Source organism: Methylococcus sp. EFPC2, assembly GCF_016925495.1.
Lineage (GTDB): Bacteria > Pseudomonadota > Gammaproteobacteria > Methylococcales > Methylococcaceae > EFPC2.
Genome location: NZ_CP070491.1, coordinates 3,796,322 through 3,821,241, shown reverse-complemented (window position 1 = coordinate 3,821,241; position 24,920 = coordinate 3,796,322). Strand labels below are relative to the sequence as shown.

Sequence of the window (24,920 nt, the reverse complement as noted above, 5' to 3'; positions counted from 1 at the left end):
ATCGCTTCAAACGACACGCCCCGCGGAAAGCGGGGCGTGGGCGGCAAACCGGCGGATCGGAAACTTCCCGTTAAACCAGCTCGCGGGCCTTCTGAAACGCATCGCGAAAATCCAGGTAGACCGGCTTTTCGGTCTCCAGCATCAGCGCCAGCAATCGATGTTGCAAGCGGTATTTGACGTCGCCGACCGCCAAGGCGCCTATGCCGACCGCGCCTTTCGAATTGACTGCATGGACCAGCGGTTCGCCGAAATGTTTCAGTTTGAGGCCCTCGATGCCCAAAGGCGGCACGGCATTGACGTCGCCGGCCACCTTGAGCTGCAGGGCGTCGGCCAGCACTTCCGCGCTCAACACCTGCACACCGGCCTTGGCGGTGCAGAACACGATATCGGCGTGCGCCAGCAAACGCGCCTTGTCGGCGTCGGAACTGGCGTAAGTCCCGTGCAGCTTGCTGCCACACAGCGCATTGTATTCGTCGGCCTTCTGCAGCGCGGTCTCGATGTTGAAAGGATCGATGATCGTGGTATCCGCGCCGGCCAACGAGGCGATGACCCCTGTCGCCAGGCCGACCGGCCCGGTGCCTCCGAACACGACCGCGCGCTGTCCTTCCAAACCCAGGCCATGCTTGTTTTTCAACTCTCGCTCCACGCAGGCGACCAGCGCCGCGGCGGTGGTGAATGCGCCGCTCGGATCGGCGAACACCGAAACTTCGAAGGGCGGCACCATGGCCTTCCGGGCTTTGTCCAGCATCCCCATGGCCAAGCCGATGTCGCGCCCGCCGATGAACACACCGGTGCGCTTAACGCCTGCCGGGCCGCGCGAGAAGATCGCATCCTGGACCAGGCCGTTCACCTCTTCGAGCTTGACGTTGCTATAGGGAAGCAAGACTTCGAAACCCGCATCCGCCGCCATGTTCAAATCGAACGGGCTATTGTGCGGCATGGGGTCGATCATGTGGATGATGGAACGTTTTTCCATGAGCTGGGACCTAATCGAAACGTGTGTCGAACGCCCGGAGGGCCGGGCGATGGAGCCGCCGGTCAGCGGCGACTGTCAGAGCTTCTTGGCGAATTCGCGCGCCGCCTCGAAGGCGTGCTCATAGTGGAGATAAACCGGCTTGTCGCCCTTGCGGGTCTGGAAACGCATCTGGTTGAGCAATCGATTCTGCGTCTGATACTTGACGTTGCCGATGGCCAATGCGCCTATCCCCACTGCGCCGCTCTTCGATCCCGGAATGGGCGTGCCTTTGTGGTGCGCGTCGAGACCGGCGATGCCCGAAGGCGGCACGGCATTGACGTCGGCCGCCACCTTCAGTTGCGGCGCGGACGCGACCAGCTCGGCGCTGAGAACTTCGATACCGGCCGCGGCGGTGGCGAACACCACGTCGGCCGTCTTGATCAGCTCGGCCTTGTTGGCGTCGGCATCCCCCTCGATGGCGATCTTGCCCTCACCGTACTCCGAGTTGGCGAGTGAGGCGATGGATTGCGCCCTTTCGAGCTGGCGACCGATGATCTTCACCTTGGCGCCGGCTTGCGCGGCGAGCACGGCGGCGATCTGGCCGACCGGGCCGGTACCGCCCAGCGCCAGCACGTTCTTGCCTTTCAGATCCGTGCCGTGCTGCTTTTCCAGTTCGCGCTCTGCCATAGCGACCATGGCCGCGGCGGTCGTGAACGAACCGCTGGGGTCGGCGAACAAGGACACCTCGAACGGAGGGAACATGGTCTTACGCGCGCTGCGCAGGAAATCCATGGCCGTTTTCACATCCCGCCCGCCGATGAAAATACCGGTCCGCTTGAGTCCGCCTGGACCGCGCGAAAATATCGCATCCTGCACCAGCGCGGGAATTTCGCCCAGTTCGAGCTGGGTATACGGAATGGTGGATATCCAGCCGGCGTCGAGCGCCATGTTCACGTCGAAAGGACTGAGATTCTTCTCGGGGCTGAACATATGGAGGATGAAAGGTTTTTCCATGGCGCGCTGCTCTCGTTATTGTTGGGAACTCGGGGCGGGTTGAGCGGCGCATTTTCCCTCATTGCGCGCGGGCTTTAAAGCACTTTGCCGGCCAGCCCCACCCGCCCCGTTTTGATCAGCCCTTCAATAATTTGGCATGAGCCGCCGCCAGCCGGGCGATGGGAACGCGCGGAGCGGAACACGAGACATAGCTGAGGCCTATTTCATGGCAGAAGTGGATGGACTCCGGATGTCCGCCCGCCTCGCCGCAGATGCCGACTTTCAACTCGGGCTTGACGCGCCGTCCGCGCTCCACCGTCATTTCCATCAGGATGCCCACCCCGTGGATATCCAGCACCTCGAACGGGTTGTCGCTCAAGATGCCGTGTTCGGTATACAGCGGCAGGAACTTGTTTTCAGCATCCTCGCGCGAGAACGAGAACGTGGCCTGCGTGAGATCGTTGGTCCCGAACGAAAAAAACTCCGCCACTTCGGCCAGCTGCGCGGCTCGCATGCAGGCCCGCACGGTCTCCACCATGCTGCCGAACTTGAGGTTGAGCTTGACGCCGAATCGCGCTTCCACTTCCGCCTCGATCTTGTCCACCCATTCCTTGACGCGAACCAACTCCGCGGAAGTGATGACCTGCGGAACCATGATCTCCGGACTGACCGCGACCCCCTCTTTCAGGCTTTCGGCCGCCGCCTCCAGCACCGCCCGGATCTGCATTTCGTAGATTTCCGGATAGGTGATCCCCAGGCGGACGCCCCGATGGCCCAGCATGGGATTGACCTCATACAGTTCGCGGACCTTGCGCAGCATCCGTTCCTTCTTGGTCAGGGCGGTGTTCAGCTGATCGAGGCCGAGATCGAATCCGGCCGGCGGCGGGTTCAGGTTCAGTACCCCGGCGGCGGCCAGATGGCCCTTGACGATTTTGCGGTAGCGGGTGATCGCATCGATGTCGTCGATCAACTGCTGTTCGGTGGGCAGGAATTCGTGCATGGGCGGGTCGAGCAGACGCACCGTCACCGGACGCGGCGCCATGGTCTTGAAGATCGCCTTGAAATCCTCCTTTTGTATGGGCAGCAATTGCGCCAGGGCGGCCTTGCGTTCGTCGACGTTGCGAGCCAGGATCATCTCGACCACCAGCGGCAACCGGTCGACCTCGTTGAACATGCGCTCGGTGCGGCAAAGACCGATGCCCATGGCGCCGTAATCCACGGCCAGACGCGCCGCGCTGGGCGTATCCGCGTTGGCCATCACCTTCAAGCGGGCCGTCTCGTCGGCCCAGGCCAATAAGGTTTTTAGGTCATCCGAGAAAGTCGGCTCCACCGTGGGGATTTCGCCCTGGTAAACATTGCCCGTCGATCCGTCGATGGTGATCACGTCTCCTTCGCGCAGCACCAGTTCGCCTATGGTCGCCTGCCGGGCGCGGGTGTCGACCTTGATGCCTTCGGCGCCGGCCACGCAAGCCTTGCCCATGCCGCGCGCGACCACGGCGGCATGTGAGGTCTTGCCGCCGCGGCTGGTGAGTATGCCTTGCGAGGCGAAGAAGCCGTGTATGTCTTCCGGCTTGGTTTCCTCGCGCACCAGGATGACCTTTTCGCCGGCGCGCCCGAGCAATTCGGCCTGGTCGGCATGAAACACCACCTTGCCGCAGGCCGCCCCGGGGGAGGCCGGCAAACCCTGGGCCAGCGGCTTTTCGCCGTGCGAAGGATGCAGGGTGGGATGCAGCAACTGCTCCAGGTGTACCGGATTGACGCGTAGCAAGGCCTGTTCCTTGGTGATCAGCCCCTCGTTGTACATTTCGATCGACGTGCGCACCAAGGCGGTGGCATTCATCTTGCCGTTGCGGGTTTGCAGGCAGTAGAGCACGCCTTTCTCGATGGTGTATTCGTAATCCTGGACTTCGTGATAATGCCCTTCCAGCTTGTTCCGCAACTCGACCAGTTGGCGGTAGAGATCGGGCATTTCGCGCTGCATCTCGGCAACCGGCTTGGGCGTGCGGATGCCGGCCACCACGTCTTCGCCCTGGGCGTTGACCAGATATTCGCCGTACATCTCGTTTTCACCGGTGCCCGGATTGCGGGTGAAACCGACTCCCGTCGCACAGTCGTTGCCCATGTTGCCGAACACCATGGTCACCACATTGACGGCGGTGCCGTTGGCCTTGTCCGGCGTGATGTTGAATTCGCGGCGGTAATCGACCGCGCGCTTGCCCGACCAGGAGTTGAACACCGCCTTGATGGCGATTTCGAGCTGCTCGTAGACATCCTCGGGAAAGGGCCGGCCGGTATGCTGACGCACGACGTTGAGGAAACGCTCGCTGACTTCTTTGAGGTGCCAGGATTCCAGGCCGATGTCGGCCTTGACCCCCGCCTGGCGTTTGACCTCATCGAACTCTTCGTCGAATAGCTCGTCCGGCACGCCCAACGCCACCTTGCCGAACAATTGGATGAAGCGGCGGTAGGCGTCGTAGCCGAAGCGCTCGTTATTGGTCTGCTGGATCAGGCCGAACAGCGTCTTGCTGTTCAATCCGAGGTTGAGGATGGTGTCCATCATGCCGGGCATGGACATGGCCGAGCCGGAGCGGACCGATACCAGCAAAGGATCGCTCTCGCCGCCGAAGCGCCGGCCGGTTTTTTCCTCCAGGTGACGCATGTGGCCGACGACATCCTCCATGAGATCGGGCGGCAGCACCTTGCGTTCCAGGTATTCCAGGCAGGCCTCCGTGCTGATGACGAAGCCGGGCGGCACGTTGAGGCCGATCTGGGTCATTTCGCATAGGTTCGCGCCCTTGCCGCCCAACAAATGCCTGTTCTTGCCGTCACCCTCGGTGAATGCGTAAACGTGTTTCTTGTTCATGAGCGTCTCCTTATTGATTATGGGTGGGACAACAACTTCGGCAGCCCCTTACATGCCTCGATGAAATCTCAGCGGGAACGCGGGCGCTTGCCGTGCAAGCGCAGCAAATCGACCCGCTCCAGCACACGCAATTGCGCCAGTGCCTTGATCAGTTCGAGCTTGGCCTGATCCCTATCGGTGAACAGGCGCGCCTTTTTCAAGACCTCTTCGGCCCGACGCTTGGCTTCCAGGGCCGACTCGCGATCGAGTTGATCCGAGCGCAGCATGTGATCGGCCAGTATCGTCACCTCGGTGCGTTGCACCTCCAGGTAACCGCCGGACACGTAGAACAACGCCGGCTCCCCGTTCCCCGTATCCAGCTTGATGGTGCCGGGGATGAGCTTGGACAACAGGGGCGCGTGACGGGGAAGGATGCAGACTTCGCCCAGCGAGGCCGGCGCGACCACGCTGCGGCAGAGCCCGGAGAATATCTGTTGCGTGACGTCCGCGATGTCGACTCTTAGCAGGGCCGGAGTGTGTTCGGTCATGAACTCGCCTTGGGATGGCTGAAATAGGATTCCGTTTCGTGCACGGCCAGCAGCGTGATTGCAACCGCACCGTCGACCGACAGGCGGTCGGTATTCAATATCAGGTCGAAATTCGCGGCGTGTTCCAGGGAGCAGTGTTCGAAGTTCTCGCCGAACAGATTGACGATGGACTGATGGCGCTTGCCGTTGATCTCGGCCACCTTTTGTTCGGCCTCGGTCAGGCCTATGCCGGTCTCGCCGCTGATGCGTGCGGCGCAGTTCAAGCGGGAGCCGACGATGCGCAAGCGGAACACGGGGCGATCCTGCAGGATGAGATGGGCACCCCGCCCGATCAGGATGCAGTCCTTTTGCGCCAACTCCAGCACGACGTCATAGAGGTATCGGCGGTAGCTGAGCAGGGTGGCCGTGGAGCCGGTGATCAGACTGTAAAGGAAGGTGGTGGTCTTCGCGCTGCCCTGCTCGTCGAAATGTTCGAGAAAAAACTTGTCGATGCGGGCGCGTTTGGCGACCTGCTCCAGTATCTCCGTCCCGTATACCGGCAACCCCAGCCGCTGTCCCAGGCCAGCGGCGATTTCCTCTCCCAGCGCACCGTAATCGCGCGAAATCGTGATCACCCTTGGCGGAGCGGGCTCGGCCTTGGCGCGAAGCTTCTTCTTGGCGAGGTAATCGTCGATGACGAACTCCCGGGTCAGCAACACTTCGATGGGCTCTTTGCCTGGCATGGACGGCGTCTCCGGAAATCGGGTTGTTTAAGGCTCGCAGCGATTGGTGTCGGGCTTGCCGGAAGCTTCGAGGATTTTCTTGAGTTTCCATTCGCGGTGGCGATTCATGATGTCGACCACCTCCAGAGGATCGTCCGTGACGGAAATGTAGTCCAACTCATCGGGGCCGATCAGCTTATGCGCCAACACCGTATCGCGGATCCAGCTCAGCAATCCGTTCCAGTAATCGGCCCCGAAAAGCACCAGCGGCATGGGGTGGATCTTGTGCGTCTGCATCAGGGTCAAGGCTTCGAAAAGTTCGTCCAGCGTGCCGAAGCCTCCGGGCAGGCACACGTAGCCGATGGAGTATTTGACGAACATGACCTTGCGCGCGAAGAAATAACGAAATTCCAGCGATACGTTCTGATAGTTATTGGGGCGTTGTTCGCTGGGAAGCTGGATATTGAGGCCTATGGAGGGTGCGTTTTTCAGCCAAGCCCCCTTGTTGGCCGCTTCCATGACACCGGGCCCGCCGCCGCTGATGATGGAATAGCCGTTGCCGGCCAACACTTCCGCGATGGTCTGAGCGGCCTGGTAATAAGGCGTTTCGGGCTTTATCCGCGCCGAGCCGAAGATCGAGATGGCGAAATGGGTATCGGAGAGCCTCTCGAAGCCTTCGGTGAATTCGCTGATGATCCGGAACATCCGCCAGGATTCATCGCCTTTGAGATCTTCTATCATGACCGGTTCCGTTCGGGTGGATTTCAGGGAAAAACGAACATCCGGATTATGGCATGTAATCGCTAACTGTTCCGGCCCGTGCGCTCGGGGAGGAATTGGGAAAGCAGCGCATGCAAGGCCTTGCCACGATGGCTGAGCCGGTTCTTTTCGTCCGGCGGCAATTCTGCCGACGTAACGCCCAGACCGGGCAGGAAAAAAATCGGGTCGTAGCCGAAACCGCCGCCCCCCGACGGCTCGAGCGCAATGCGTCCTTCCCACACGCCCTGACCGATCAGCGGGCTGGGATCGTTGGCATGCCGGAGATAAACCATGACGCAGCGGAAGCGCGCCGTGCGACGCTCATCCGGGACTTCGGCCAACTCGTACAACAATTTCTCGTTGTTCGCCCCGTCTTCGGCGCCGTCACCGGCGTAACGGGCGGAGCGTACGCCCGGCGCGCCGCCGAGCGCGTCGACCTCCAGGCCGGAGTCGTCCGCGATGGCTGGCAGGCCGCTGCACCGCGCCGCGTGGCGGGCCTTGATCAGCGCGTTTTCAATGAAGGTGAGCCCCGTCTCTTCGGCCTCGCGATCGATAAACCCGGCTTGCGAAACCACCTCGATGCCTCGACTCCCCAACATCACCTGGATCTCGCGGATCTTTCCGGGATTATTGCTGGCGAGCACGATCTTTTGCGTCATGACTTGGTCAAACCATTTGTGAAATTCATAAGCACAGGCTTATATTCATGAGGCCTGGCTGGCCGCCGGGCGTCACCAACAATCACCCCCGTGGAGAGCGCTACATGAGCAAGATTCTTCAAGAAGTATTGGCAGCGAACCAGAACTACGCCGCGCGTTTCGATAAGGGAGGCCTGGCCCTGCCGCCGGCCCGCCGCTTCGCCATCCTGACCTGCATGGACGCCCGCCTCGATCCCGCCAAATACGCCGGCCTGAGCGAAGGCGACGCCCACGTGATCCGCAACGCCGGCGGACGCGCCAGCGACGACGCCATCCGCTCCCTGGTGATTTCCCACAAGCTGCTGGGCACCCACGAATGGTTCGTCATCCATCACACCGACTGCGGCATGGAGCTGTTCAACAACGACATCATGGCGGATCTGCTGAGCAAGAGCCTGGACACCGCCACCATCGACGAGCACGGCTGGCACGATGTAGGCGCCGGACCGGGCTCCGCGGAAGGCCGCTACATCAACTGGCTGACCATCAAGAACCAGGCGGAGAGTGTCACCGAAGACGTGCGCCGCATCCGCGCCCATGCGCTGGTTCCCAAGCACATTCCGATCTACGGCTTCGTCTACGACGTGAAATCCGGGAAGCTGGTCGAGGTGCCGGAAGCCATCAACGCCGGCCGCGCCATCTGATCCGTACGGGCGCCGGCGCGTCCCGGCTAATCAGACAGCAGATCACCCCACTTTTCGGTGATGGCGGCCTTGGCACTCTGCACGGCAACGGCGTCGACACGCAAATCTTCCGGGCGACAGACGTGGAATCCGGCCCTGTCGCCCTGGGGCGGAGGAATGCGCAAATCTTCGACGTGCAGCCCAAGCCGCACGCCGAACAGGGCGGCGAAATCGGCAAATGCCTTCAATTCGGTGGCGGTGCGCAGCAGCTGACGTGCCGCTGCCAGATATTCGACGGCCAGGCTCTCGCCCTTCTCGCCCAGAAGCTCCGTGCGCAGACTCTGCAGCTGCCGCTGCAAGGCCTGTTCTTGCGCTTCGCGCTGCAGCACATTTCCCTGGCTGCCCCCCCCTGCTCCCAGCCCCCTTAAACGTTCTCTGACGGTGTGTAGCTGGCTCAGCAACTGAGCCCGCCCCTCGGCGGCCGTTTCATCCAAATGGGCTTGGATTTCCTCGATCTGCTCGGCCAGTTCGCAGGCCCGCTCACTGGCGGCGTCGGCCCGCTCGCGCAGGACGAAAACTTCGCCGTTGTCGCCCGGCTGCCCCGCAGTCGCCGAACGACGCGACTCGGCCAGCCGCCTAAAGGCATCGGACTCTTCCAAAGCCGCCAGATGTTCCGCCTTGATGGCGGTCAACCTTTCCTCTAGTGTCATGCCCAACCTCCATGATCCGATCAAGATAGGGATGCAACCCGTCAGACCGGGTTTTCGCTCACGGGAGGAGTGTAACGCAACGCATCCGTGACGTGAGGCCGGATTGCCTCTTCCATCAACGCGTGCAGGCGCGGATTGGCGGTCAGCACGTTGCCCGTTTCCAGGAATTTATCGCCGTTTTCGAAATCCGTGACGATGCCGCCGGCCTCCTGGATCAGCAACACGCCGGCCGCCAGGTCCCAAGGCATCAAGCCGATCTCCCAAAATCCGTCCAGTCGACCGCACGCCACCCAGGCCAGATCCAGTGCGGCGGAACCGGCCCGGCGTATGCCGGCCGTGTCCTTCATCAACTCGCGGAACATCGCGAAATAGGCGTCATTGTGACGCTGGTCCTTGAACGGAAATCCGGTGCCCAGCAAGGCGCCCTTGAAGCCGTTCTGCCGGGTGACCCGCAGACGGCGGCTATTCAGCGCCGCCCCGCCGCCCCGCTTGGCGGTGAACAACTCCTGCCGCACCGGATCGTAGATCACGCCGCACTCCAGCTTGCCCTTGAACAACAGGGCGATGGACACGGCGAACTGGGGAAAACCGTGCAGAAAGTTGGTGGTGCCGTCGAGCGGATCGATGACCCAGGTGTATTCCGCTCTCGGCCCGCCGTGGCGGCCGCCTTCCTCGCCCAGGAAGCCATGAGTCGGGTAGGCCTTGCGCAAGATATTAACGATTTCGTCTTCAGCCTTGCGGTCCACCTCGCTGACGAAATCGTTGCGTCCCTTGGGCGTGATCTTAAGGGTATCAACGCGATCGAGTTGGCGGACGATGTAATCACCTGCCGCGCGTGCAGCGCGGGTGGCGATGTTCAGCATGGGATCCATAGCGCTACCGGTTTTGTGAAAAAGCAGCGTAGGTTAGCAACTTTTGCTAGTATTTTCGCCCCTTTTTTGCCCGAGCCCTCGCCCCGTGCTCTCCAACATCCGCATCGTTCTGGTCGCCACGACCCATCCCGGCAATATCGGGGCCGCCGCCCGCGCCATGAAAAACATGGGGCTGTCCGACCTGGCCCTGGTAACCCCCAAGATTTTTCCCAGCGACGAGGCCAGCGCCCGGGCATCCGGAGCCGACGACATCCTGGAATCCGCCCGCGTGTTCGACGACCTGGACGCCGCCGTTGCGGACTGCCATCGCGTGATCGGGGCCAGCGCCCGGCTGCGCACCATCGCCTGGCCGCAACTGACGCCCAGGGAAAGCGCCGAACTGGCGATGGGCGATGCCGGCCGCCACAAGACAGCCATCGTATTCGGCCGCGAGCATGCCGGGCTCACCAACGAAGAACTGGAGCGCTGCCACTTCCTCCTGCACATACCCTGCAATCCCGATTTCAGCTCGCTCAACGTCGCCGCCGCCGTGCAGGTCATCACCTACGAGTTGTTCCAGGCCACCCGGGCCGGGGCGCCGCCCAATACGGCTAAGGAGCAAGAACCCCTGGCCACCGGCGAACAAATGGAATCCTTCCACAAGCATCTCGTACAAACCCTGTTCGATGTCGGCTTCCTGCACGAGCGCAAATCCTCGCCCTCGCTGACCCGCAAATTACGCCGTATCTTCAACCGCGCCCTGCTGGAGCAAAGCGAGATTCACATGTTGCGAGGCATACTGACTGCCGTCCAGCATCGCCTGGGGACGCGCGATGTCCCCCGTGGCAGCTAGCGCGGACCGCTCTTCCGGACGCCCCCCCAAAAGGCAAGCGGGAAGGGACTTCCCCTCCCCGCTTGCCAAGCCCTGCACGCGACTGTCCCGCACTTGAGCTTCTTGACGGCCGCTCCGGACTAAACCAGCCGCGCTAGCCCCTGCCACAACAGCTTGCCGCCTATGGCCAAGATCACGAAGGCGAACACCCGCTTGAGCTGAGCGGCCGGCAAGCGGTGCGCCAGCCTCGCGCCCAGAGGCGCGAACAGCACGCTGGTCAGGATGATGCCGACGAAGGCCGGCAGGTAGACGTAGCCCAGGCTAGGCGCGGGCAACCCTGGATGCTGCCAGCCCAGCGCAACATACGTGACGGCGCCAGCCAGCGCGATGGGAAAGCCCAAAGCCCCCGAGATGGCTACTGCATTGCCCATGGGCTGGCCGCATCGGGCCAGAAAAGGCACGCTGAGGGTCCCGCCGCCTATCCCCAGTATGGCCGACAGCAGTCCGATCAAACCGGACACCCCGGCCACCACGACGCTCCGCGGGTGCTCGGTGGCGAGCCGCGTGGACACACGGCGCAACATACGCAGCGCGACGAAGATCAGGAACAGGGCGAACAGCAGCTTGAACCAGCCCGCCGGCAGGCGCTCGGCGATCACCGAGCCTACCGCCGTGCCGAGCACGATGCCCGGCGTCATCCGCCGGATCCAGGACCAGCGCAAGGCACCCAGCCGATGATGGGTATAGACCGCGGACATCGACGTCACGACAATGGTCGCCAAGGAGGTGGCCACCGCCACGATCATGACCAGATCCGGCGGGCAGCCCGCCAGCGTCAAGCGCCAGATCAGAAACGGCACCACCACCACGCCCCCGCCTATGCCTAAAAGTCCGGACAAGACGCCGGCCAGACTGCCGAAGGCCAGGTAATACGCCCAAGTTTCGAACATACGCGCTTAAAGATGCTTGAGTTAAACTCGCGACCTTATCCGATCGGCACCTTCAGCATCAATCCATGGCATCGTTGAACACCTATCTCGTCGGCGGCGCGGTGCGCGACCGCCTGCTGAACCTGCCGGTCAAGGAGCGGGACTGGGTGGTCGTGGGCGCGACCCCGGAGCAAATGTTGGCCCTGGGCTTCCGGCCCGTGGGCCGTGAATTCCCCGTGTTCCTGCACCCACAAACCCACGAGGAATATGCCCTGGCCCGCACCGAGCGCAAGACCGCTCCCGGTTATCGTGGCTTCGTCGTGCACGCCGCGCCGGAAGTGACGCTGGAACAGGATCTGTTGCGCCGCGACCTGACCATCAACGCCATGGCCGAAGATGCGCGTGGCCGGCTGATCGATCCCTACGGTGGCCTGAGCGACCTGCAAGCCGGGCTGTTGCGCCATGTTTCCCAGGCATTCGCCGAAGACCCGGTGCGCATCCTGCGAGTGGCCCGTTTCGCCGCCCGTTACGCGCGCCTGGGCTTCAAGGTGGCGGAAGAAACCCTAACCTTGATGCGAGCCATGGTGGCGGCCGGCGAGGTGGACGCCCTGGTGCCGGAAAGGGTCTGGGCCGAGCTGGTCAAGGCCTTGTCCGAACCCGCACCGGCCGAATTCTTCCGCGCTCTGAGAAATTGCGGCGCCCTCGAGCGCCTGTTTCCCGAACTCGACCGCCTGTTCGGCGTACCGCAACCGCCCCAGCATCATCCGGAAATCGATACCGGGATCCATGCCCTGTTGGTTCTGGAACAAGCCGCCTGCCTCAGCGATGATCCCAAGCTGCGCTTCGCCGCCTTGATGCATGATCTGGGAAAGGGATTGACGCCACCGGAGCGTTGGCCCAGCCATCATGGCCACGAAAAATCCGGCCTGCCGGCCCTGCAGGCTTTATGCACCCGACTAAAGGCACCCAAGGATTATCAGCGGCTCGCGGAGCAGGTCATGCGCTATCACGGCCATTGCCATCGGGCGACCGAGTTGCGCGCCGCTACCTTGGTCGACCTGCTGCAACGATTGGACGCGCTGAGGAAAAACAACCGCTTGGCCGACTTCCTGCTGGCCTGCGAAGCCGACGCCCGAGGCCGCACCGGCTTCGAAAACAGGTCTTACCCACAGCGCGACCTCATCCTCAAAGCCCAAATCGCCGCCATGGCCGTGACCACCGCGCCTTTGATCGCGCAAGGCCTGCAAGGCGAGGCGTTAGGCAAGGCCTTGCGTCAGGCGCGCATCGCGTCGGTCCGTCGAGCCCTCGCGCCCCAAACCCCGACGATCACAGACCTTAGCCCCAAATAAACCGCCTCTTGCCTATTGCAGATCGAGTACCGATGAACACTTTTCCATCAATAATTTTGGCCAGACATAAAAGCCGTTGAATCTCCGGCTCTGTTCGAAATTCATACCTTACGTCCTCCGCGGAACACCCTTAATCGCCGACAACGCCCAGTTGAACCAGCACGTTGTGCGACCCCGAAATCAGGCTGCAAATGCGCATTCGATCGATCGATACCCTTAAGGGCTTGGCTATAATTGCCGTAGTCATCATACATACGGAACCCTTTATTGCCACCGCATCGATGAAGGGGGACTGGTACTATCTAGGGCAGTCGCTACAGCAGCTTTCTTCCTTCGCCGTCCCCTTCTTCTTCGTTGCCGCCGGCTACTTTTATTCCAGAGGAATCAGTAAGGAAAGCATACTGTCCAGATGGCTGAAATACACGTCACGACTCGCCTCGCTACTCCTAATCTGGACCATCATCGATGGAATCTTCTGGGGCCCATGGCTGGAACAAATGATTAAAGCAAAGAGCGCAGCTCCATTGCTTTGGAATTTGAACGCTCTCCCTTCGTTCGCCGCGAAGCGGCCAGACTTATTCTTCTTTCGCGGAACGGCCGTGCCATTATGGTTTCTCGTCTCGCTAATCGCAGGAATCAGTCTATTGGCACTATGCCTTAAACTCTCCTTACGCCCACCGGCCCTGCTTGCGATTGGTTTTAGCGCGTATGCGCTATGCCTAGCCACCTCATCTTATGAGGCCACCTTTTTGGGTTTTGGCCTGACTCTACCCCTTGAACAGCGAGGGCCACTCATTGCTTTCTCATTTCTGACCGTCGGGCACTTCTTTGCGGCCCACAACATAAGCACAAAACATAGCGCGCCCTTCCTGGCCACGGCAGTAATTATGATATTTTGTGAATCCGCCTTACTATCTCATCTTTCCGGGCTGCCCTTCCAAGAAAGACCTTATCTGTTCAGCAGCCTCCCGCTCGCCGCTTGCGCATTCCTGTTTGCAACTAGCCATCCGAACCTGGGGGCAAATTCGGTTCTTTCCGCACTCGGAAGTCGCTCGCTTGGCATTTACCTCATACACACGCCGGTGCTCGGCGCCGTCAGCCTCATCAGGAGAGCGGTCGTCCACCCAATATGGGAAATCATTTTCGCGTTATTGGTAATAAGCCTATCGTATGGGCTAGTGGCTTTATTAATGAGAATCCCATATATTCGAAAATCCGTCATATAGCCTGCCGTTTTCACACTCGGGCAACACCTACACCATACCCAAACTCCCAGCTTCAGCACACCCTAACCCCGCGCGCGGCCAACCGGGATGGTCTAACAGGACCTTGCGGGCCGCTTCATGTCTCCCGCAGAAACGATAGCTGTCTATGTATTTTTCTGGAGAGCTTCTGAAACAAAGAATATTCCCGCGATGAAATCGGCTCATCAATATCGAACGGGTATTTCCGTTGCAAGTAATCCAACTCCCCCTGCCGCAGAGCCTGGCTAGATGCCGTCGTATTTGAAACCTGCCCCTCCCAAAGAAACACGGCCGTGGTTAACTCGTTAAGAATATAAGGAGCCCCATAAATATCGTAGAGCCTGCGATAGTACTCACAGTCCATAAACCAAATCAAATTTTCATCGAACAAAGGCGGATCAACATTTCTTATCGTCAAGCAACTGTGAGTCCCTACGGTATTACTCACATGGATCGACTTATTGAGGGTTGGATATTGCGGCCGAAAGTAATTCACACGATCCCTCGTATGTATATATCTCGACAACAACCAGTTCGCTTCAGGCAAAAAAGCATCGACTATGGTCTTAAGGGCCAATTTATCATACAAGTAATCATCCTGACAGAGAAACTTAATAATATCGCCCGAACAATGCCTAATGCAGCTATTATGGTTTGCAGAGGAAGAGCCCCGCATTTCCTCAAACCTGACATAGCGTATATCGAGATTAGCAGCCCAACGACGAACCACTGTATAAATCGCATCATCTCGCGAATGGTCGGAAATAACGACTTCTATATCCTTATATGTTTGCCTTGATATGGCAGAGAGCGAATGATCCAGACACTCGACACCTCTTCCATACATTTCGTAGCAGGGAATTGCGATACTTACCTTCATACAGCCTCATCAGCAAATTCATTAAGTAGAGCAGCATGATTACCAACATTCAGGCCGTATAGCCTGAATTCAAAACGGCGGCAGGTTGGAAAAATGGACGCCAAAGCTTCATGCCACGAAAGGTAGGCGTTGCAAGTAAAAATTGCCGAAAAAAGCCTACACGATGGAACTCCGTGAGTGGACGGAGTAACCGGTATAGGACGGGGCCTGTAAGGGAAAGGAGACCGTGCCATGGCTAGCAGCGTTGTCAGCCCCCTGCAGAATGCGGCGATCGCGACTCGGGAACACCGGCTGAAAGCCGGGGGACGGAACGGGCATTGGCCGAACTAGTCGCATGATTTGCGCTTAGGAAAACGTTGCAACACGAGTTCATGGTATCGGCAAGCGGATGCTGCGCTTGGTTCAAGCAGCCGCCCCACAGCATGTTCCGGAAGCCCGCCGGGAGGCGTATCGAACACGCTCAAAGAGCGATCCCACCTAAATTTGACCCGCGCCGCTTCATCTTTTGCAGCAACGCACGATCCCTTTCCTGCTCCGAGAGGCGGGACTCAAGGCTTCCTCGTTGAACAATCCCGGCATCCGGCCACGCGTCGCATGGGCGACCAAGCCAACGCTCGCTCGCCGCAACCGGAATTCAGTTGCTCTGTTATATAATTAAAAGTATAAATTCTATAATGGAATAAGAAGATGCATGTAAATTGCTTATGCACGCCCCGTTGCCGCTTCCAGGTTAGTTCATGACTTTGTCCAAACGCCACAGCGTATTGCCCGGCTTTCCTTTGGCGATGGGCTTCACCTTGCTGTATTTGAGCCTGATCGTACTCATTCCGCTATCGGCGACCTTCCTCAAGAGTGCGACCCTGGGCTGGGAAGCATTCTGGCAAGTCATCACGACCCCTCGCGTCCTGGCGTCCTACAAACTGACCTTCTTCGCCTCCTTGGCCGGCGCGCTGATCAACGCGGCGTTCGGTTTGTTGGTGGCCTGGGTGCTCGTGCGCTACGAATTTCCCGGCAAGCGCTTGATCGACGCGCTGGTCGACCTGCCCTTCGCCCTGCCCACCGCCGTCGCCGGCATTGCCCTGGCGACGCTTTATTCCACCAAGGGTTGGGTCGGACAGCTATTCGCGCCCTTGGGGCTGAAGATCGCCTACACCCCCCTCGGCGTAGTGGTCGCCTTGACCTTCATCGGCCTGCCTTTCGTGGTCCGCACGGTACAGCCGGTGCTGGAAGAATTCCCCAAGGAACTGGAAGAGGCGGCGCACAGCCTGGGGGCGAACCGGCTGCAGACGTTCATCCGGGTGCTATTCCCGCAAATCTGGCCGGCCCTGCTGACTGGCTTCGCCCTGGCGTTCGCGCGAGCCATCGGGGAATACGGCTCGGTTATTTTCATTGCCGGCAACATCCCTTTCAAGTCGGAAATCACCCCGCTGCTCATCATCACCCACCTCGAGCAATACGACTACGCCGGGGCGACCGCGCTGGCCGTCTCCATGCTGGTGGTTTCATTCGCCCTGCTCCTGGCCATCAATGTATTGCAATGGTGGGGGCAGCGTCGATTGGGTCAGGCACATTAACCTATAGACATCGATATGAGCGCGATCGCAACCCCGCAGGCGCGTACCGCAGGCAGCTGGCTACCCTGGCTGCTGATAGGGCTGGCCTTGCTGTATCTCCTGGGCTTTCTGGTCCTGCCCCTGGCGCTGGTATTCATCCAGGCGTTCTCCAAAGGGGTGGCGACCTATTGGCAATCCCTGACGGATCCCACCGCGCTGGCCGCCGTGCGGCTGACCTTGACGGTGGCGGCCATCGCCGTCCCGCTGAACCTGGTATTCGGCGTCGCGGCGGCCTGGAGCATCGCCAAGTTCTCGTTTCCCGGCAAGAGCCTGCTGATCACCCTGATAGACCTGCCGTTTTCCGTCTCGCCCGTGGTTTCGGGCCTGATCTACGTGCTGATGTTCGGCCTGCAGGGCTGGTTCGGCGACTGGCTGCACGAGCATGACATCAAGCTGATCTTCGCCGTACCCGGCATCGTGCTGGCCACGATCTTCGTCACCTTTCCCTTCGTCGCCCGCGAATTGATCCCGCTGATGCAGGCGCAGGGCACGCAGGAAGAAGAAGCCGCCATCGTACTGGGCGCGACGGGCTGGCAGACCTTCTGGCACGTCACCCTGCCCAACATCAAGTGGGGACTGCTGTACGGCGTGATCCTGAGCAACGCCCGCGCGATGGGCGAATTCGGCGCCGTATCGGTGGTGTCGGGCCATATCCGCGGACTGACCAACACCATACCGCTGCACGTGGAAATCCTCTACAACGAATACAACACCGCGGCGGCCTTTGCCGTGGCTTCGCTGCTGGCGCTCCTGGCCCTGGTGACGCTGGCGGCGAAGAGCCTGCTGGCATGGCGCATCAAACAGCAAGTCCGCTTAGCCCATACCGAAGAATAAAGCCCCATGACCATACATATCGACCACGTCAGCAAGCATTTCGGCCAATTTCACGCGCTCAAGGACGTCAGCCTGGAAATCGCCGGCGGGGAACTGGTCGCGCTGCTCGGGCCGTCCGGCTGCGGCAAGACCACGCTGCTGCGCATCATCGCCGGCCTGGAGGCTCCGGACTCCGGCAGCATCATTCTGCACGGTGAAGACGCCACTAATGTGCACGTGCGCGAGCGCCAGGTTGGCTTCGTGTTCCAGCATTATGCGCTGTTCCAGCATATGACCGTGTTCGAGAACGTCGCCTTCGGCCTGCGCGTGCGTCCGCGCGCGACCCGGCCCAGCGACGAGGACATCCGCCGGCGGGTCAACGAACTGCTGGAACTGGTACAGCTCGGCTGGGTGGCGCAGCGTTATCCGACCCAGCTTTCCGGTGGACAGCGCCAGCGTATCGCCCTCGCCCGCGCCCTGGCGGTAGAACCCAAGGTGCTGCTGCTGGACGAGCCTTTCGGCGCGCTGGACGCCAAGGTGCGCAAGGACTTGCGGCGCTGGCTGCGGCGCTTGCACGACGAACTGCACATCACCAGCGTATTCGTCACCCATGACCAGGAAGAAGCGCTGGAGGTGGCCGACCGCGTGGTGGTCTTGAATTCCGGCCGCATCGAGCAGGTCGGCACGCCGGATTCGGTTTACGACCACCCGGCCAATCCTTTCGTCATGCACTTCCTCGGCGACGTGAACCTGTTTCACGGGCGTATCCACGAAGGCCAGGCGCATATCGGCGACGCGACCGTCGAACTGTCCGAGGCGCTACAACCTCCCAGCGACCAGGCCGTCTTTTACGCCCGACCCCACGAGTTGCAGATCGCCCCGCTCGACTCCGCCAAGCTCAACGGCGGCCTGCGCGCGCGCATCCGGGATGCACGCCGCTTCGGTTCCACCGTCCGGGTCGAACTGGAACGTAGCGACGGGCAAGGCCTGCTGGAAGTGGATATTTCGCAGGCGGATTTCCAGCAGCTGGGTTTGCAGAAGGACGCCGAAGTCCTGGTCGAGCCGACCAAGATACGGTTTTTTGCCGGCACCTAAAGCCCGGCGGCGACGCCAGTTCAGGACGCCCCTGGCGCCGCCGCGTCGGTGATGCGAGACACCAAAACCTTGTCCACCCGGTTACCGTCCATATCGACGACTTCGATACGCAATCCGTCGAATTCGAAGTGATCGGCCGTCCTGGGCACCCGCCCCAGGTGCAGCATCACGAAGCCGCCCACCGTGTTGAACTCGCCGGCCCTCTCCTCCGGCAGCTCGTCTAGATCGACCACGGCCTTCAGTCGGTCGATATCCAACATACCATCGACCAGCCAGGAGCCGTCCTCACGCTCCACGATCTCCGGCCTGTCCTCGCCCGCGTAAGAAGACAGATGTCCAACGATAACGCCCAGCACATCGCCCAGCGACACCAGCCCCTCCACCTCGCCGTACTCGTCCACTACCAGGGCGGTATGCAGGTGGGAAGCCCTGAACTGCTCCAGCAACTCCATCAGGGTCAGCGATTCCGGCACGTAGAGTGCCGGGGTCGCGATCGCGCGCAAATCCGCCTGTTCGCCCATCAACATATGGTTCAGCAGATCCTTGGTCTTGACCACGCCGATGATGTTTTCCAGGCCGTTTTCACACAAGGGCAGGACCCAATGGCGATGGTCGACGATGCGCTGGCGGTTTTCTTCGAAGGTGTTGCCCAGGTCGAGAAACACGATGTCCTTGCGCGGTCGCAGGATGGCACCCACCTTGCGATCGTCCAGGCGCAAGATGTTCTCCATCAACTGTTGCTCGGTCTGCTCGAACACCCCTTCCTCGGTGCCCTGCTCCAGCAAGACCTTGATTTCCTCCTCAGTGATGGACGGCGCTTGAGACGGTTTGATCCGCAGCAGCCAGAGTACCAGCTCCGTGGACAGAATCAGAGCCTTCACCGCCGGCAGGGCGGCCAGCGAGAGCCAATGCATGGGGCGCGCCGTCCAGGCCGCGATGGACTCGGGAAAGTTCAGCGCCAGCCGCTTGGGCACCAGTTCGCCCAGGATCAGGGAAAGGTAAGTGATGACTACCACGGTCACGGCCAGGGCCAGTTCATCCGCATAGGGCTGCAGTTGAGGGACCGCGGCGAGGTAAGGCAGCAGAGGTTTTGCGATCGCCGCCTCGCCCAAGGCACCGCTCAGCACGCCGATGGATGTGATGCCCACCTGGATGGTGGAAAGGAAACGGGTCGGCTGATCGACTAACTCCAGGGCCCGGGCCGCGCCGGCGTGGCCATCGTCCGCTCGCTGCTGCAGCCGGTGCTTGCGTGCCGAGACGATGGCCATCTCCGACATGGCGAACACGCCGTTGAGCAAAATCAACAGCATGATCAAACCGAATTCATAACCCATCGGGATACTCGAATGTAGGAACCGATAAAGACCGGACAACGGATATGCGCGCGGCTCCGGCCCGGTAGACGCCGACAGTGTAACAGGCCAGCAGATCCTGCTTTAAGAGCGATGAACACCCGGCGCAAGCGCCCCGACGGAGACACCTGCGACCTGCACAGGGCGGAGTTCTCCGCGCGCTTCAATTTCCAGGGCAAGGCGATGGCCGGGGCGCCACTCAAGGACGTGACGCCGAACCACTATCCGTCGAGAACTCCGCCGCTCACCCGGTCGTATCCCAATCCGTCGGTATAACTGGCGACATCGGCATATCCCGCCTCGTGCAGCAGTTCGCGGGCGGACGCGCCCTGGTCGTAGCCATGCTCGAACAGCAACCAGGCGCCCGGCAGCAGGTGTTTGCGTGCATCCGCGACGATGATGCGGATGGCATCCAGCCCGTCGACGCCGGAACTCAACGCGAGTGCGGGCTCGAAACGCACGTCGCCCCGCGATAGATGCGGATCGTTTTCGGCGATATAGGGCGGGTTGCTGACGATCAGATCGAAACGAGCGTCGTCGTCCAGTGCGGCAAACCAGTCGCTGGCCAGGAAGCGCAGATTGCGGGCTCCCAGTCTTTCCGCGTTGTCGCGCGCGACCGCGAGAGCCGCCGGACTGAGGTCGAGGGTGAGAACTTGCGCCTTCGGCAGTTCCAGGGCCAGGGTGACGGCGATCGCGCCGCTGCCCGCGCCGAGGTCGGCGATGCGGGCCGGCCGGTCGGGTGGGATGCGCTGCAAGGCCAGATCCACCAGCAGCTCGGTTTCCGGGCGAGGGATCAGCACATCCGGGGTAACCCGGAACTCCCGCGACCAGAACTCCCGCGTGCCGAGGATGTGGGCGATCGGCTCGCCCGCCAGCCGTCGCGCGAGCAGGCTTTCGAAACAAGTCATTTCCGCCGCATCGACCGTTTTTTCAGGCCAGGCGAAAAGCTGGGCCCGGCTTTTTCCGGTGGCGCGGCCGAGCAGGATTTCGGCATCCAGACGGGGGCTGTCGGTAAACTCGGCGAGTTTGGCCGTGGCATCCCGCAGCAATTCGCCGTAAGCGAGACGACTCATGTTCGATCGAATCGGATGCGCACGAAAGAGTCCGCCGGACGATGCCAGGCGTCCGGCAAATGGACATAATCCCCCGGTCCGCACCACCAGCTTTGCAGAGACGCATCGCGGCCATACTCGCGGAAGGCCGGATCGACGACACCTTGCGCTATCAAATCGTCGCACTCGACCGCCCGCGCACCGCCCTGAGACGACACCGACTTGACCAGCAGCAGATGGGACGCACCCGTAGCGACAGCCAGCCAGGCGGCCAGACTGTCGGACGTGATGTCCCAGGAAGCCGGCACGCGGGCGGCGCTCAGCGTTTCCGGCTCCGGCAGCCAGACGGCGGGCAAGCGCCCGGCCAATTCGCAGGGCGAGCGCGCCGCCCGCAAACCGGCGTTGAGGCCCAGCAGCATCCGCCCGTATTGCTGCATGCCTAAGATGGCCATTTCGTGGGCTGTCTGTTCGTCGAAATGCCAGCGGGCCTGGGCCGTTCTCACGGCGTCCGCGAAAGGTCCCCCGCCAGGCACGACGACGACCGGGCAGCCGGCCAGGGCATCCAGCCAGTGCGGCAAGGCATCGCCGTCGGCCAGGCTGCCGCCCAGCTTAAGCACCCACATGGTCGCCGGTGTTGCCGATCTGGAAATGTTCGAGCAGATGCAGGAGGGCGGCGGCCTTGTGATAACACTCCTGGTATTCCTGTTCCATGTCGGAGTCCGCGACGATGCCGCCGCCCGCCCAGAAGCGGATGCGGCTGTCCGAATGCACCAGGGTGCGGATGGCGATGTTGCTGTCCATGTCGCCGTCGTAGCCGATATAGCCGATGGCCCCGCAGTAGACGCCGCGCCGGTTGGGCTCCAGTTCCTCGATGATTTCCATCGCACGGATCTTGGGCGCGCCGGTGATGGAGCCGCCGGGAAAACAGCCGCGCAGCAGATCGAGCGCATGCCTCCCCGCCGCCAGCCGGCCGCGCACGGTACTGACCAGATGATGCACCGTGGCGTAGCTCTCGATCTCGAACAGGCCGGGCACGTGGACCGAGCCGGGCTCGCAGCTTTTGCCGATGTCGTTGCGCAGCAGGTCGACGATCATCAAGTTTTCCGCCCGGTCTTTCAGGCTGGCGCGCAACTCCTCGATGCGGGCCCTGTCGTCCTCGGGGTTCAGGGAACGCGGCCGGGTGCCCTTGATGGGCTTGGTTTCGACGACGCCCTGCTTCAGTTTGAGGAAGCGCTCGGGCGAGGAACTCAGGACCTGGACCTGGGGCTGGTTGAGGAAGGCGCTGAACGGCGCAGGATTGACGTGCCGCAGGGTCACGTAGGCGGTCCATGGATTGCCGTGGCAGCGGACCTGGAAGCGTTGGGCCAGATTGACCTGATAACAATCGCCCTCGCGGATGTACTGCTTTATGCGCGTGAAGGCCTTGCCGTACTGCGCGCGGGTCATGTTCGATTCGACCTGACCGCTCAGGCCGAAGCCTGTGTGCTGCCAGCCCAGGGTCTGGATCTGGCTGAAGGCGTGAACCAGATGAGGCCAGCGCGCCGCGGTCGCGGGATCGCGATTGAGGCTGACCAGACGGGTGCGACGCTCGTGGTGATCGACGACGACCGCCCAGTCGTAGACTCCCACACCCATCTCGGGTATCAGTTCCGCATCGCTAGCCAGCTCCGGCAAACGCTCCAGCCGCCGCGCCAGGTCATAACCGAAATAGCCTATGGCTCCGCCCGGAAACGGGATATCCGGCAGAGCCGGAGCCGGCTCGCCCAGAGCCTGCTTGATCAGGGCGAACGGGTCTTCGGGTGACAATCGGATGCTGTCGTCCTGGCGGATTTCGGTCAGTGGCCCGCGCGTCACCAGCGTGATGTACGGCTCCGCCGCCAGAATGTCGTAACGGCCCTGTCGGGTAAACGGAAAACCGCTGTCCAGGAAAGCCGCCCAGCGCCGTTCCGCCCAGGGCATGAACAGGGCGGTGCTGTCCTCGAAATAGGGTAGTTCGGTGATGGTGGGGATGTTTTCGCTCATCGGTTCTGCTCGGCCAGACAGGCGACCGCGACGGCCGGCGCGCAATCGGCCGCATGGAATCCGGCTGGGGATAGGGAGGAAGCTAACACGTCGTCGAAATCCAGATAGGGTCGCCCGGATCGGCGCGCCAATTCTTGCACCAGAAAACGGCCGACGCCAGCGCCGACCAGAGGCGCGTCTTCCGCCAGCAGGCCGAGCGACTCGGAACGGGCGCAGGCATCGCCCACGCAGGACAATTGCCGCTCGCGAAAATAGCGGGCGAGCCGCACCCAGTCGGCCATGGCCACCGATTCGGCGTCCAGCCCCAACATCCGCGCCAGGCGCCGCGCGCTGGCCTCCGGCGTCTTCGGACCGCCGTCGGCGGTATCGGCCTGATCGGCATGAGCCGGCAAATCGCCGAGCAGGCGGTAAACGTCGGCCGTCGTGGCGAAATGCTCGGCCATCAGGCGGACCCACTCGCCTCGAAACGGGGCGTGCGGCGTCAGGGCCATGAGCGAGGTGCGCACCGCGCCCGTGTAAACCAGCTCGTCGTAACGCATGCGTTCGAAATCGCTATAGCCCCGGTAAGAAACCGTACCGCCATGCAGGACCAGGATATCCGTGGTCGTGCTGCCGATATCCACCAGCAGGCCCGACGCGATACGACCGGCCGCATAAAGCCCGGTGGCCAGCCAGTTGGCCGAAGCGATGGCCGCGACGTGCCGCGCATCGACCTCGGCGGCGGGCAGGAATCCTTGAGGACCGGCAAAAACGGACAGTTGCTCGACGGGGCAATGCTCGCGCATCGCCGCGAGCAATCCCAGCACACCTTGTTCGCGATGCTCGAACAAATCGACCAGTTCGCCGGTCATGGTCAGGACATGACGGCAACCCGCGGCGGGAGCCAGTTCTTCGACTATGGAAGCGGCGGCGGCATGCAGATGGTCCAGGCCTCGCCACAAGGGGCAGGGCCGCTGGGCGACGGCAACCACGACACCGTTCGCCAAGCCCGCCGCCTTGAGATGGGCGCCGCCGATGTCCCAGCCTATCCGGTCAATCTGCATGATTTTCCCGCAGGGAAATTGCGACCGCTATCCCCCGAGCCGAGACCGGCGGCGGCAGAGCACCGCCTCGCATCAGCTCGAGAACGAACTCGGCGGGATTGTGCCCGATCGCGCGACGGATGCCGGCATAGGACGTCGTCAGGCGGGGGTTGATTTCCAGGATGCGGGGCCCCTGCGCGGTCAATATCAGATCGATACCGGCATAGCCCCACAACTCTGGCATGGCCCGAGCGACGTCCTCAGCCAGTTTTTGCCAGCGACCATCGGTGTCGGACAGGGCATTCACGAGGCAGCCGGTGAGTACGAAGCCCTTATCCCGCTGGTCTATCATCTGTCGGTTGACGGTCAGCAGGCTCGCCTCACCCGCGGCGAAAAGGATGGACAAGCTGAGCGGTTCCCCTTCCAGCAGCGGCTGAACGATAAACGCCGTATCGTCCGGTACTTCGGGCTCGTCCGGATGGAAAAAGATGCGCGTATGCTCACACCCTACCCCATCGTCGGGTTTGATCACCAGAGGCGAGTTGGCAAGCAGACCGTCGCGCTGAACCTGTACCCGGTAATCCGCCCAGTGCCAGCTTTCCACCACCGGCAGGCCATGGGCGCGCAAGCGCTCCAGAGTCGCGGACTTGCTGCCGGCCAGATTCACGGCCTGCGAAGGATTGCTCAGCAGACGGATGCCGGCCGCTTCCGCCTCCGCGCTCAAATCGGCCAGGATGCCGCCGCTTTCCGGCGCGACGAGCCATAGCGCATCGCAAGCCCCCAGCCCCTCGCGCCAGCGGGCCGAGAAACCCGCCGCATCGCTCACGGGAAGCCACTGCACGCGCGTATCGGCCGGCACTGCGGGAATGCGAGCATCGTTCAAGACCAGCACCTCGCTCACCCCGCCTGCCTGCAAGAGATCGTCCAGCAAGGCCCTCCGCATCAACCCGCCTTCCCGAACCAAGCCCGGCGGCAGCTCTGCCCCCGCGAGTCCACCGCCGGTGATATATTCCATCACCAAGATTTTCATGGATTGC

At 61.7% G+C, this 24,920-nt stretch carries 24 protein-coding genes; 7 read left to right on the top strand and 17 right to left on the bottom strand.

The genetic code is table 11. The features are described 5' to 3' along the window. Positions 1–70: 70 nt before the first annotated feature. The 7 genes from JWZ97_RS16355 to rdgB all read right to left on the bottom strand — a co-directional run bounded on the left by JWZ97_RS16355 (position 71) and on the right by rdgB (position 7,457). Complete coding sequence (locus JWZ97_RS16355) at positions 71–976, bottom strand: NAD(P)-dependent methylenetetrahydromethanopterin dehydrogenase (RefSeq protein ID WP_205431306.1); 906 nt, start codon at positions 974–976, stop codon at positions 71–73. 75 nt (positions 977–1,051) lie between these two features. Beyond that, positions 1,052–1,969, bottom strand: a complete 918-nt coding sequence (locus JWZ97_RS16350; RefSeq protein WP_205431305.1) for an NAD(P)-dependent methylenetetrahydromethanopterin dehydrogenase — start codon at positions 1,967–1,969, stop codon at positions 1,052–1,054. A 115-nt stretch (positions 1,970–2,084) separates the two neighbouring features. Further along, a complete protein-coding gene (ppdK, locus tag JWZ97_RS16345; RefSeq protein WP_205431304.1) occupies positions 2,085–4,811 on the bottom strand; it encodes a pyruvate, phosphate dikinase in 2,727 nt (908 codons plus the stop codon). A gap of 68 nt (positions 4,812–4,879) precedes the next feature. After that, a complete protein-coding gene (atpC, locus tag JWZ97_RS16340; protein ID WP_205431303.1) occupies positions 4,880–5,338 on the bottom strand; it encodes an ATP synthase F1 subunit epsilon in 459 nt (152 codons plus the stop codon). After that, positions 5,335–6,060 (bottom strand): AAA family ATPase, encoded by a 726-nt coding sequence (locus tag JWZ97_RS16335; RefSeq protein ID WP_205431295.1) that lies wholly within the window; start codon positions 6,058–6,060, stop codon positions 5,335–5,337. Before JWZ97_RS16335 ends, atpC begins: the two co-directional genes overlap by 4 nt. Before the next feature lie 27 nt (positions 6,061–6,087). Beyond that, positions 6,088–6,780 carry a TIGR00730 family Rossman fold protein gene (locus JWZ97_RS16330; protein WP_205431293.1) on the bottom strand — a complete coding sequence of 231 codons (693 nt, stop codon included), beginning with the start codon at positions 6,778–6,780 and terminating at the stop codon, positions 6,088–6,090. 62 nt (positions 6,781–6,842) lie between these two features. After that, the gene (gene rdgB / locus JWZ97_RS16325) at positions 6,843–7,457 is read right to left on the bottom strand and encodes an RdgB/HAM1 family non-canonical purine NTP pyrophosphatase (RefSeq protein ID WP_205431291.1); all 615 of its coding nucleotides are present in this window, start codon (positions 7,455–7,457) and stop codon (positions 6,843–6,845) included. A gap of 104 nt (positions 7,458–7,561) precedes the next feature. Between rdgB and JWZ97_RS16320 the strand changes: the two genes are divergently transcribed. After that, entirely contained in the window at positions 7,562–8,140 is a 579-nt protein-coding gene (locus JWZ97_RS16320) for a carbonic anhydrase (protein WP_205431282.1), read from the top strand. Between the two features lie 26 nt (positions 8,141–8,166). On the opposite strand, the gene JWZ97_RS16315 is transcribed toward JWZ97_RS16320, so the two are convergent. Next, a complete protein-coding gene (locus tag JWZ97_RS16315; RefSeq protein ID WP_205431280.1) occupies positions 8,167–8,829 on the bottom strand; it encodes a hypothetical protein in 663 nt (220 codons plus the stop codon). A gap of 41 nt (positions 8,830–8,870) precedes the next feature. Beyond that, positions 8,871–9,701, bottom strand: a complete 831-nt coding sequence (locus tag JWZ97_RS16310) for an inositol monophosphatase family protein (RefSeq protein ID WP_205431279.1) — start codon at positions 9,699–9,701, stop codon at positions 8,871–8,873. A gap of 85 nt (positions 9,702–9,786) precedes the next feature. Between JWZ97_RS16310 and JWZ97_RS16305 the strand changes: the two genes are divergently transcribed. Next, positions 9,787–10,533, top strand: a complete 747-nt coding sequence (locus tag JWZ97_RS16305) for an RNA methyltransferase (RefSeq protein WP_205431277.1) — start codon at positions 9,787–9,789, stop codon at positions 10,531–10,533. A 119-nt stretch (positions 10,534–10,652) separates the two neighbouring features. Here JWZ97_RS16305 and JWZ97_RS16300 read toward each other — a convergent pair whose 3' ends face one another. After that, positions 10,653–11,462, bottom strand: coding sequence for a sulfite exporter TauE/SafE family protein (locus JWZ97_RS16300; RefSeq protein ID WP_205431275.1), 810 nt, complete (start codon positions 11,460–11,462; stop codon positions 10,653–10,655). A 74-nt stretch (positions 11,463–11,536) separates the two neighbouring features. Between JWZ97_RS16300 and JWZ97_RS16295 the strand changes: the two genes are divergently transcribed. Both JWZ97_RS16295 and JWZ97_RS16290 read left to right on the top strand, forming a co-directional pair. Next, positions 11,537–12,790: a multifunctional CCA addition/repair protein gene (locus JWZ97_RS16295; RefSeq protein ID WP_205434698.1), complete on the top strand. Its 1,254-nt coding sequence runs from the start codon at positions 11,537–11,539 to the stop codon at positions 12,788–12,790. Positions 12,791–12,981: 191 nt separating this feature from the next. Next, complete coding sequence (locus JWZ97_RS16290) at positions 12,982–14,016, top strand: acyltransferase (protein WP_205431273.1); 1,035 nt, start codon at positions 12,982–12,984, stop codon at positions 14,014–14,016. A gap of 115 nt (positions 14,017–14,131) precedes the next feature. Here the strand turns inward: JWZ97_RS16290 and JWZ97_RS16285 are convergent, their stop codons facing one another. Next, positions 14,132–14,914: a glycosyltransferase family A protein gene (locus tag JWZ97_RS16285; RefSeq protein WP_205431271.1), complete on the bottom strand. Its 783-nt coding sequence runs from the start codon at positions 14,912–14,914 to the stop codon at positions 14,132–14,134. A 737-nt stretch (positions 14,915–15,651) separates the two neighbouring features. On the opposite strand from JWZ97_RS16285, the gene cysT reads away from it, so the two are divergent. The 3 genes from cysT to JWZ97_RS16270 are packed head-to-tail and all read left to right on the top strand — an operon-like array spanning position 15,652 to position 18,435. Beyond that, on the top strand, positions 15,652–16,488 hold the full coding sequence (gene cysT / locus JWZ97_RS16280) for a sulfate ABC transporter permease subunit CysT (protein WP_256438273.1): 837 nt from the start codon (positions 15,652–15,654) through the stop codon (positions 16,486–16,488). Between the two features lie 15 nt (positions 16,489–16,503). Beyond that, positions 16,504–17,361 carry a sulfate ABC transporter permease subunit CysW gene (gene cysW / locus JWZ97_RS16275; RefSeq protein WP_205431269.1) on the top strand — a complete coding sequence of 286 codons (858 nt, stop codon included), beginning with the start codon at positions 16,504–16,506 and terminating at the stop codon, positions 17,359–17,361. Between the two features lie 6 nt (positions 17,362–17,367). Further along, the gene (locus JWZ97_RS16270; protein ID WP_205431267.1) at positions 17,368–18,435 is read left to right on the top strand and encodes a sulfate/molybdate ABC transporter ATP-binding protein; all 1,068 of its coding nucleotides are present in this window, start codon (positions 17,368–17,370) and stop codon (positions 18,433–18,435) included. A 20-nt stretch (positions 18,436–18,455) separates the two neighbouring features. Here JWZ97_RS16270 and JWZ97_RS16265 read toward each other — a convergent pair whose 3' ends face one another. The 6 genes from JWZ97_RS16265 to JWZ97_RS16240 all read right to left on the bottom strand — a co-directional run bounded on the left by JWZ97_RS16265 (position 18,456) and on the right by JWZ97_RS16240 (position 24,913). Next, entirely contained in the window at positions 18,456–19,769 is a 1,314-nt protein-coding gene (locus JWZ97_RS16265; protein ID WP_205431265.1) for a hemolysin family protein, read from the bottom strand. 239 nt (positions 19,770–20,008) lie between these two features. Beyond that, positions 20,009–20,860, bottom strand: a complete 852-nt coding sequence (prmC, locus tag JWZ97_RS16260; RefSeq protein WP_205431264.1) for a peptide chain release factor N(5)-glutamine methyltransferase — start codon at positions 20,858–20,860, stop codon at positions 20,009–20,011. Beyond that, a complete protein-coding gene (locus JWZ97_RS16255; RefSeq protein ID WP_205431261.1) occupies positions 20,857–21,462 on the bottom strand; it encodes an amino acid kinase in 606 nt (201 codons plus the stop codon). Before JWZ97_RS16255 ends, prmC begins: the two co-directional genes overlap by 4 nt. Continuing rightward, positions 21,449–22,861, bottom strand: coding sequence for an aminodeoxychorismate synthase component I (gene pabB / locus JWZ97_RS16250; protein ID WP_205431259.1), 1,413 nt, complete (start codon positions 22,859–22,861; stop codon positions 21,449–21,451). Before pabB ends, JWZ97_RS16255 begins: the two co-directional genes overlap by 14 nt. Then, positions 22,858–23,904 (bottom strand): hydantoinase/oxoprolinase family protein, encoded by a 1,047-nt coding sequence (locus JWZ97_RS16245; protein ID WP_205431258.1) that lies wholly within the window; start codon positions 23,902–23,904, stop codon positions 22,858–22,860. The genes pabB and JWZ97_RS16245 overlap by 4 nt, the downstream gene beginning before the upstream one ends. Continuing rightward, positions 23,894–24,913, bottom strand: coding sequence for an ATP-grasp domain-containing protein (locus JWZ97_RS16240; protein ID WP_205431256.1), 1,020 nt, complete (start codon positions 24,911–24,913; stop codon positions 23,894–23,896). Before JWZ97_RS16240 ends, JWZ97_RS16245 begins: the two co-directional genes overlap by 11 nt. Positions 24,914–24,920: the final 7 nt, after the last annotated feature.

Coding starts and splice junctions, on each gene's coding strand:
- JWZ97_RS16355 (WP_205431306.1), bottom strand. CDS start 976: ATGGAAAAACGTTCCATCATCCACATGATCGACCCCATGCCGCACAAT.
- JWZ97_RS16350 (WP_205431305.1), bottom strand. CDS start 1,969: ATGGAAAAACCTTTCATCCTCCATATGTTCAGCCCCGAGAAGAATCTC.
- ppdK (WP_205431304.1), bottom strand. CDS start 4,811: ATGAACAAGAAACACGTTTACGCATTCACCGAGGGTGACGGCAAGAAC.
- atpC (WP_205431303.1), bottom strand. CDS start 5,338: ATGACCGAACACACTCCGGCCCTGCTAAGAGTCGACATCGCGGACGTC.
- JWZ97_RS16335 (WP_205431295.1), bottom strand. CDS start 6,060: ATGCCAGGCAAAGAGCCCATCGAAGTGTTGCTGACCCGGGAGTTCGTC.
- JWZ97_RS16330 (WP_205431293.1), bottom strand. CDS start 6,780: ATGATAGAAGATCTCAAAGGCGATGAATCCTGGCGGATGTTCCGGATC.
- rdgB (WP_205431291.1), bottom strand. CDS start 7,457: ATGACGCAAAAGATCGTGCTCGCCAGCAATAATCCCGGAAAGATCCGC.
- JWZ97_RS16320 (WP_205431282.1), top strand. CDS start 7,562: ATGAGCAAGATTCTTCAAGAAGTATTGGCAGCGAACCAGAACTACGCC.
- JWZ97_RS16315 (WP_205431280.1), bottom strand. CDS start 8,829: ATGACACTAGAGGAAAGGTTGACCGCCATCAAGGCGGAACATCTGGCG.
- JWZ97_RS16310 (WP_205431279.1), bottom strand. CDS start 9,701: ATGGATCCCATGCTGAACATCGCCACCCGCGCTGCACGCGCGGCAGGT.
- JWZ97_RS16300 (WP_205431275.1), bottom strand. CDS start 11,462: ATGTTCGAAACTTGGGCGTATTACCTGGCCTTCGGCAGTCTGGCCGGC.
- JWZ97_RS16290 (WP_205431273.1), top strand. CDS start 12,982: ATGCGCATTCGATCGATCGATACCCTTAAGGGCTTGGCTATAATTGCC.
- JWZ97_RS16285 (WP_205431271.1), bottom strand. CDS start 14,914: ATGAAGGTAAGTATCGCAATTCCCTGCTACGAAATGTATGGAAGAGGT.
- cysT (WP_256438273.1), top strand. CDS start 15,652: ATGACTTTGTCCAAACGCCACAGCGTATTGCCCGGCTTTCCTTTGGCG.
- cysW (WP_205431269.1), top strand. CDS start 16,504: ATGAGCGCGATCGCAACCCCGCAGGCGCGTACCGCAGGCAGCTGGCTA.
- JWZ97_RS16270 (WP_205431267.1), top strand. CDS start 17,368: ATGACCATACATATCGACCACGTCAGCAAGCATTTCGGCCAATTTCAC.
- JWZ97_RS16265 (WP_205431265.1), bottom strand. CDS start 19,769: ATGGGTTATGAATTCGGTTTGATCATGCTGTTGATTTTGCTCAACGGC.
- prmC (WP_205431264.1), bottom strand. CDS start 20,860: ATGAGTCGTCTCGCTTACGGCGAATTGCTGCGGGATGCCACGGCCAAA.
- JWZ97_RS16255 (WP_205431261.1), bottom strand. CDS start 21,462: ATGTGGGTGCTTAAGCTGGGCGGCAGCCTGGCCGACGGCGATGCCTTG.
- pabB (WP_205431259.1), bottom strand. CDS start 22,861: ATGAGCGAAAACATCCCCACCATCACCGAACTACCCTATTTCGAGGAC.
- JWZ97_RS16245 (WP_205431258.1), bottom strand. CDS start 23,904: ATGCAGATTGACCGGATAGGCTGGGACATCGGCGGCGCCCATCTCAAG.
- JWZ97_RS16240 (WP_205431256.1), bottom strand. CDS start 24,913: ATGAAAATCTTGGTGATGGAATATATCACCGGCGGTGGACTCGCGGGG.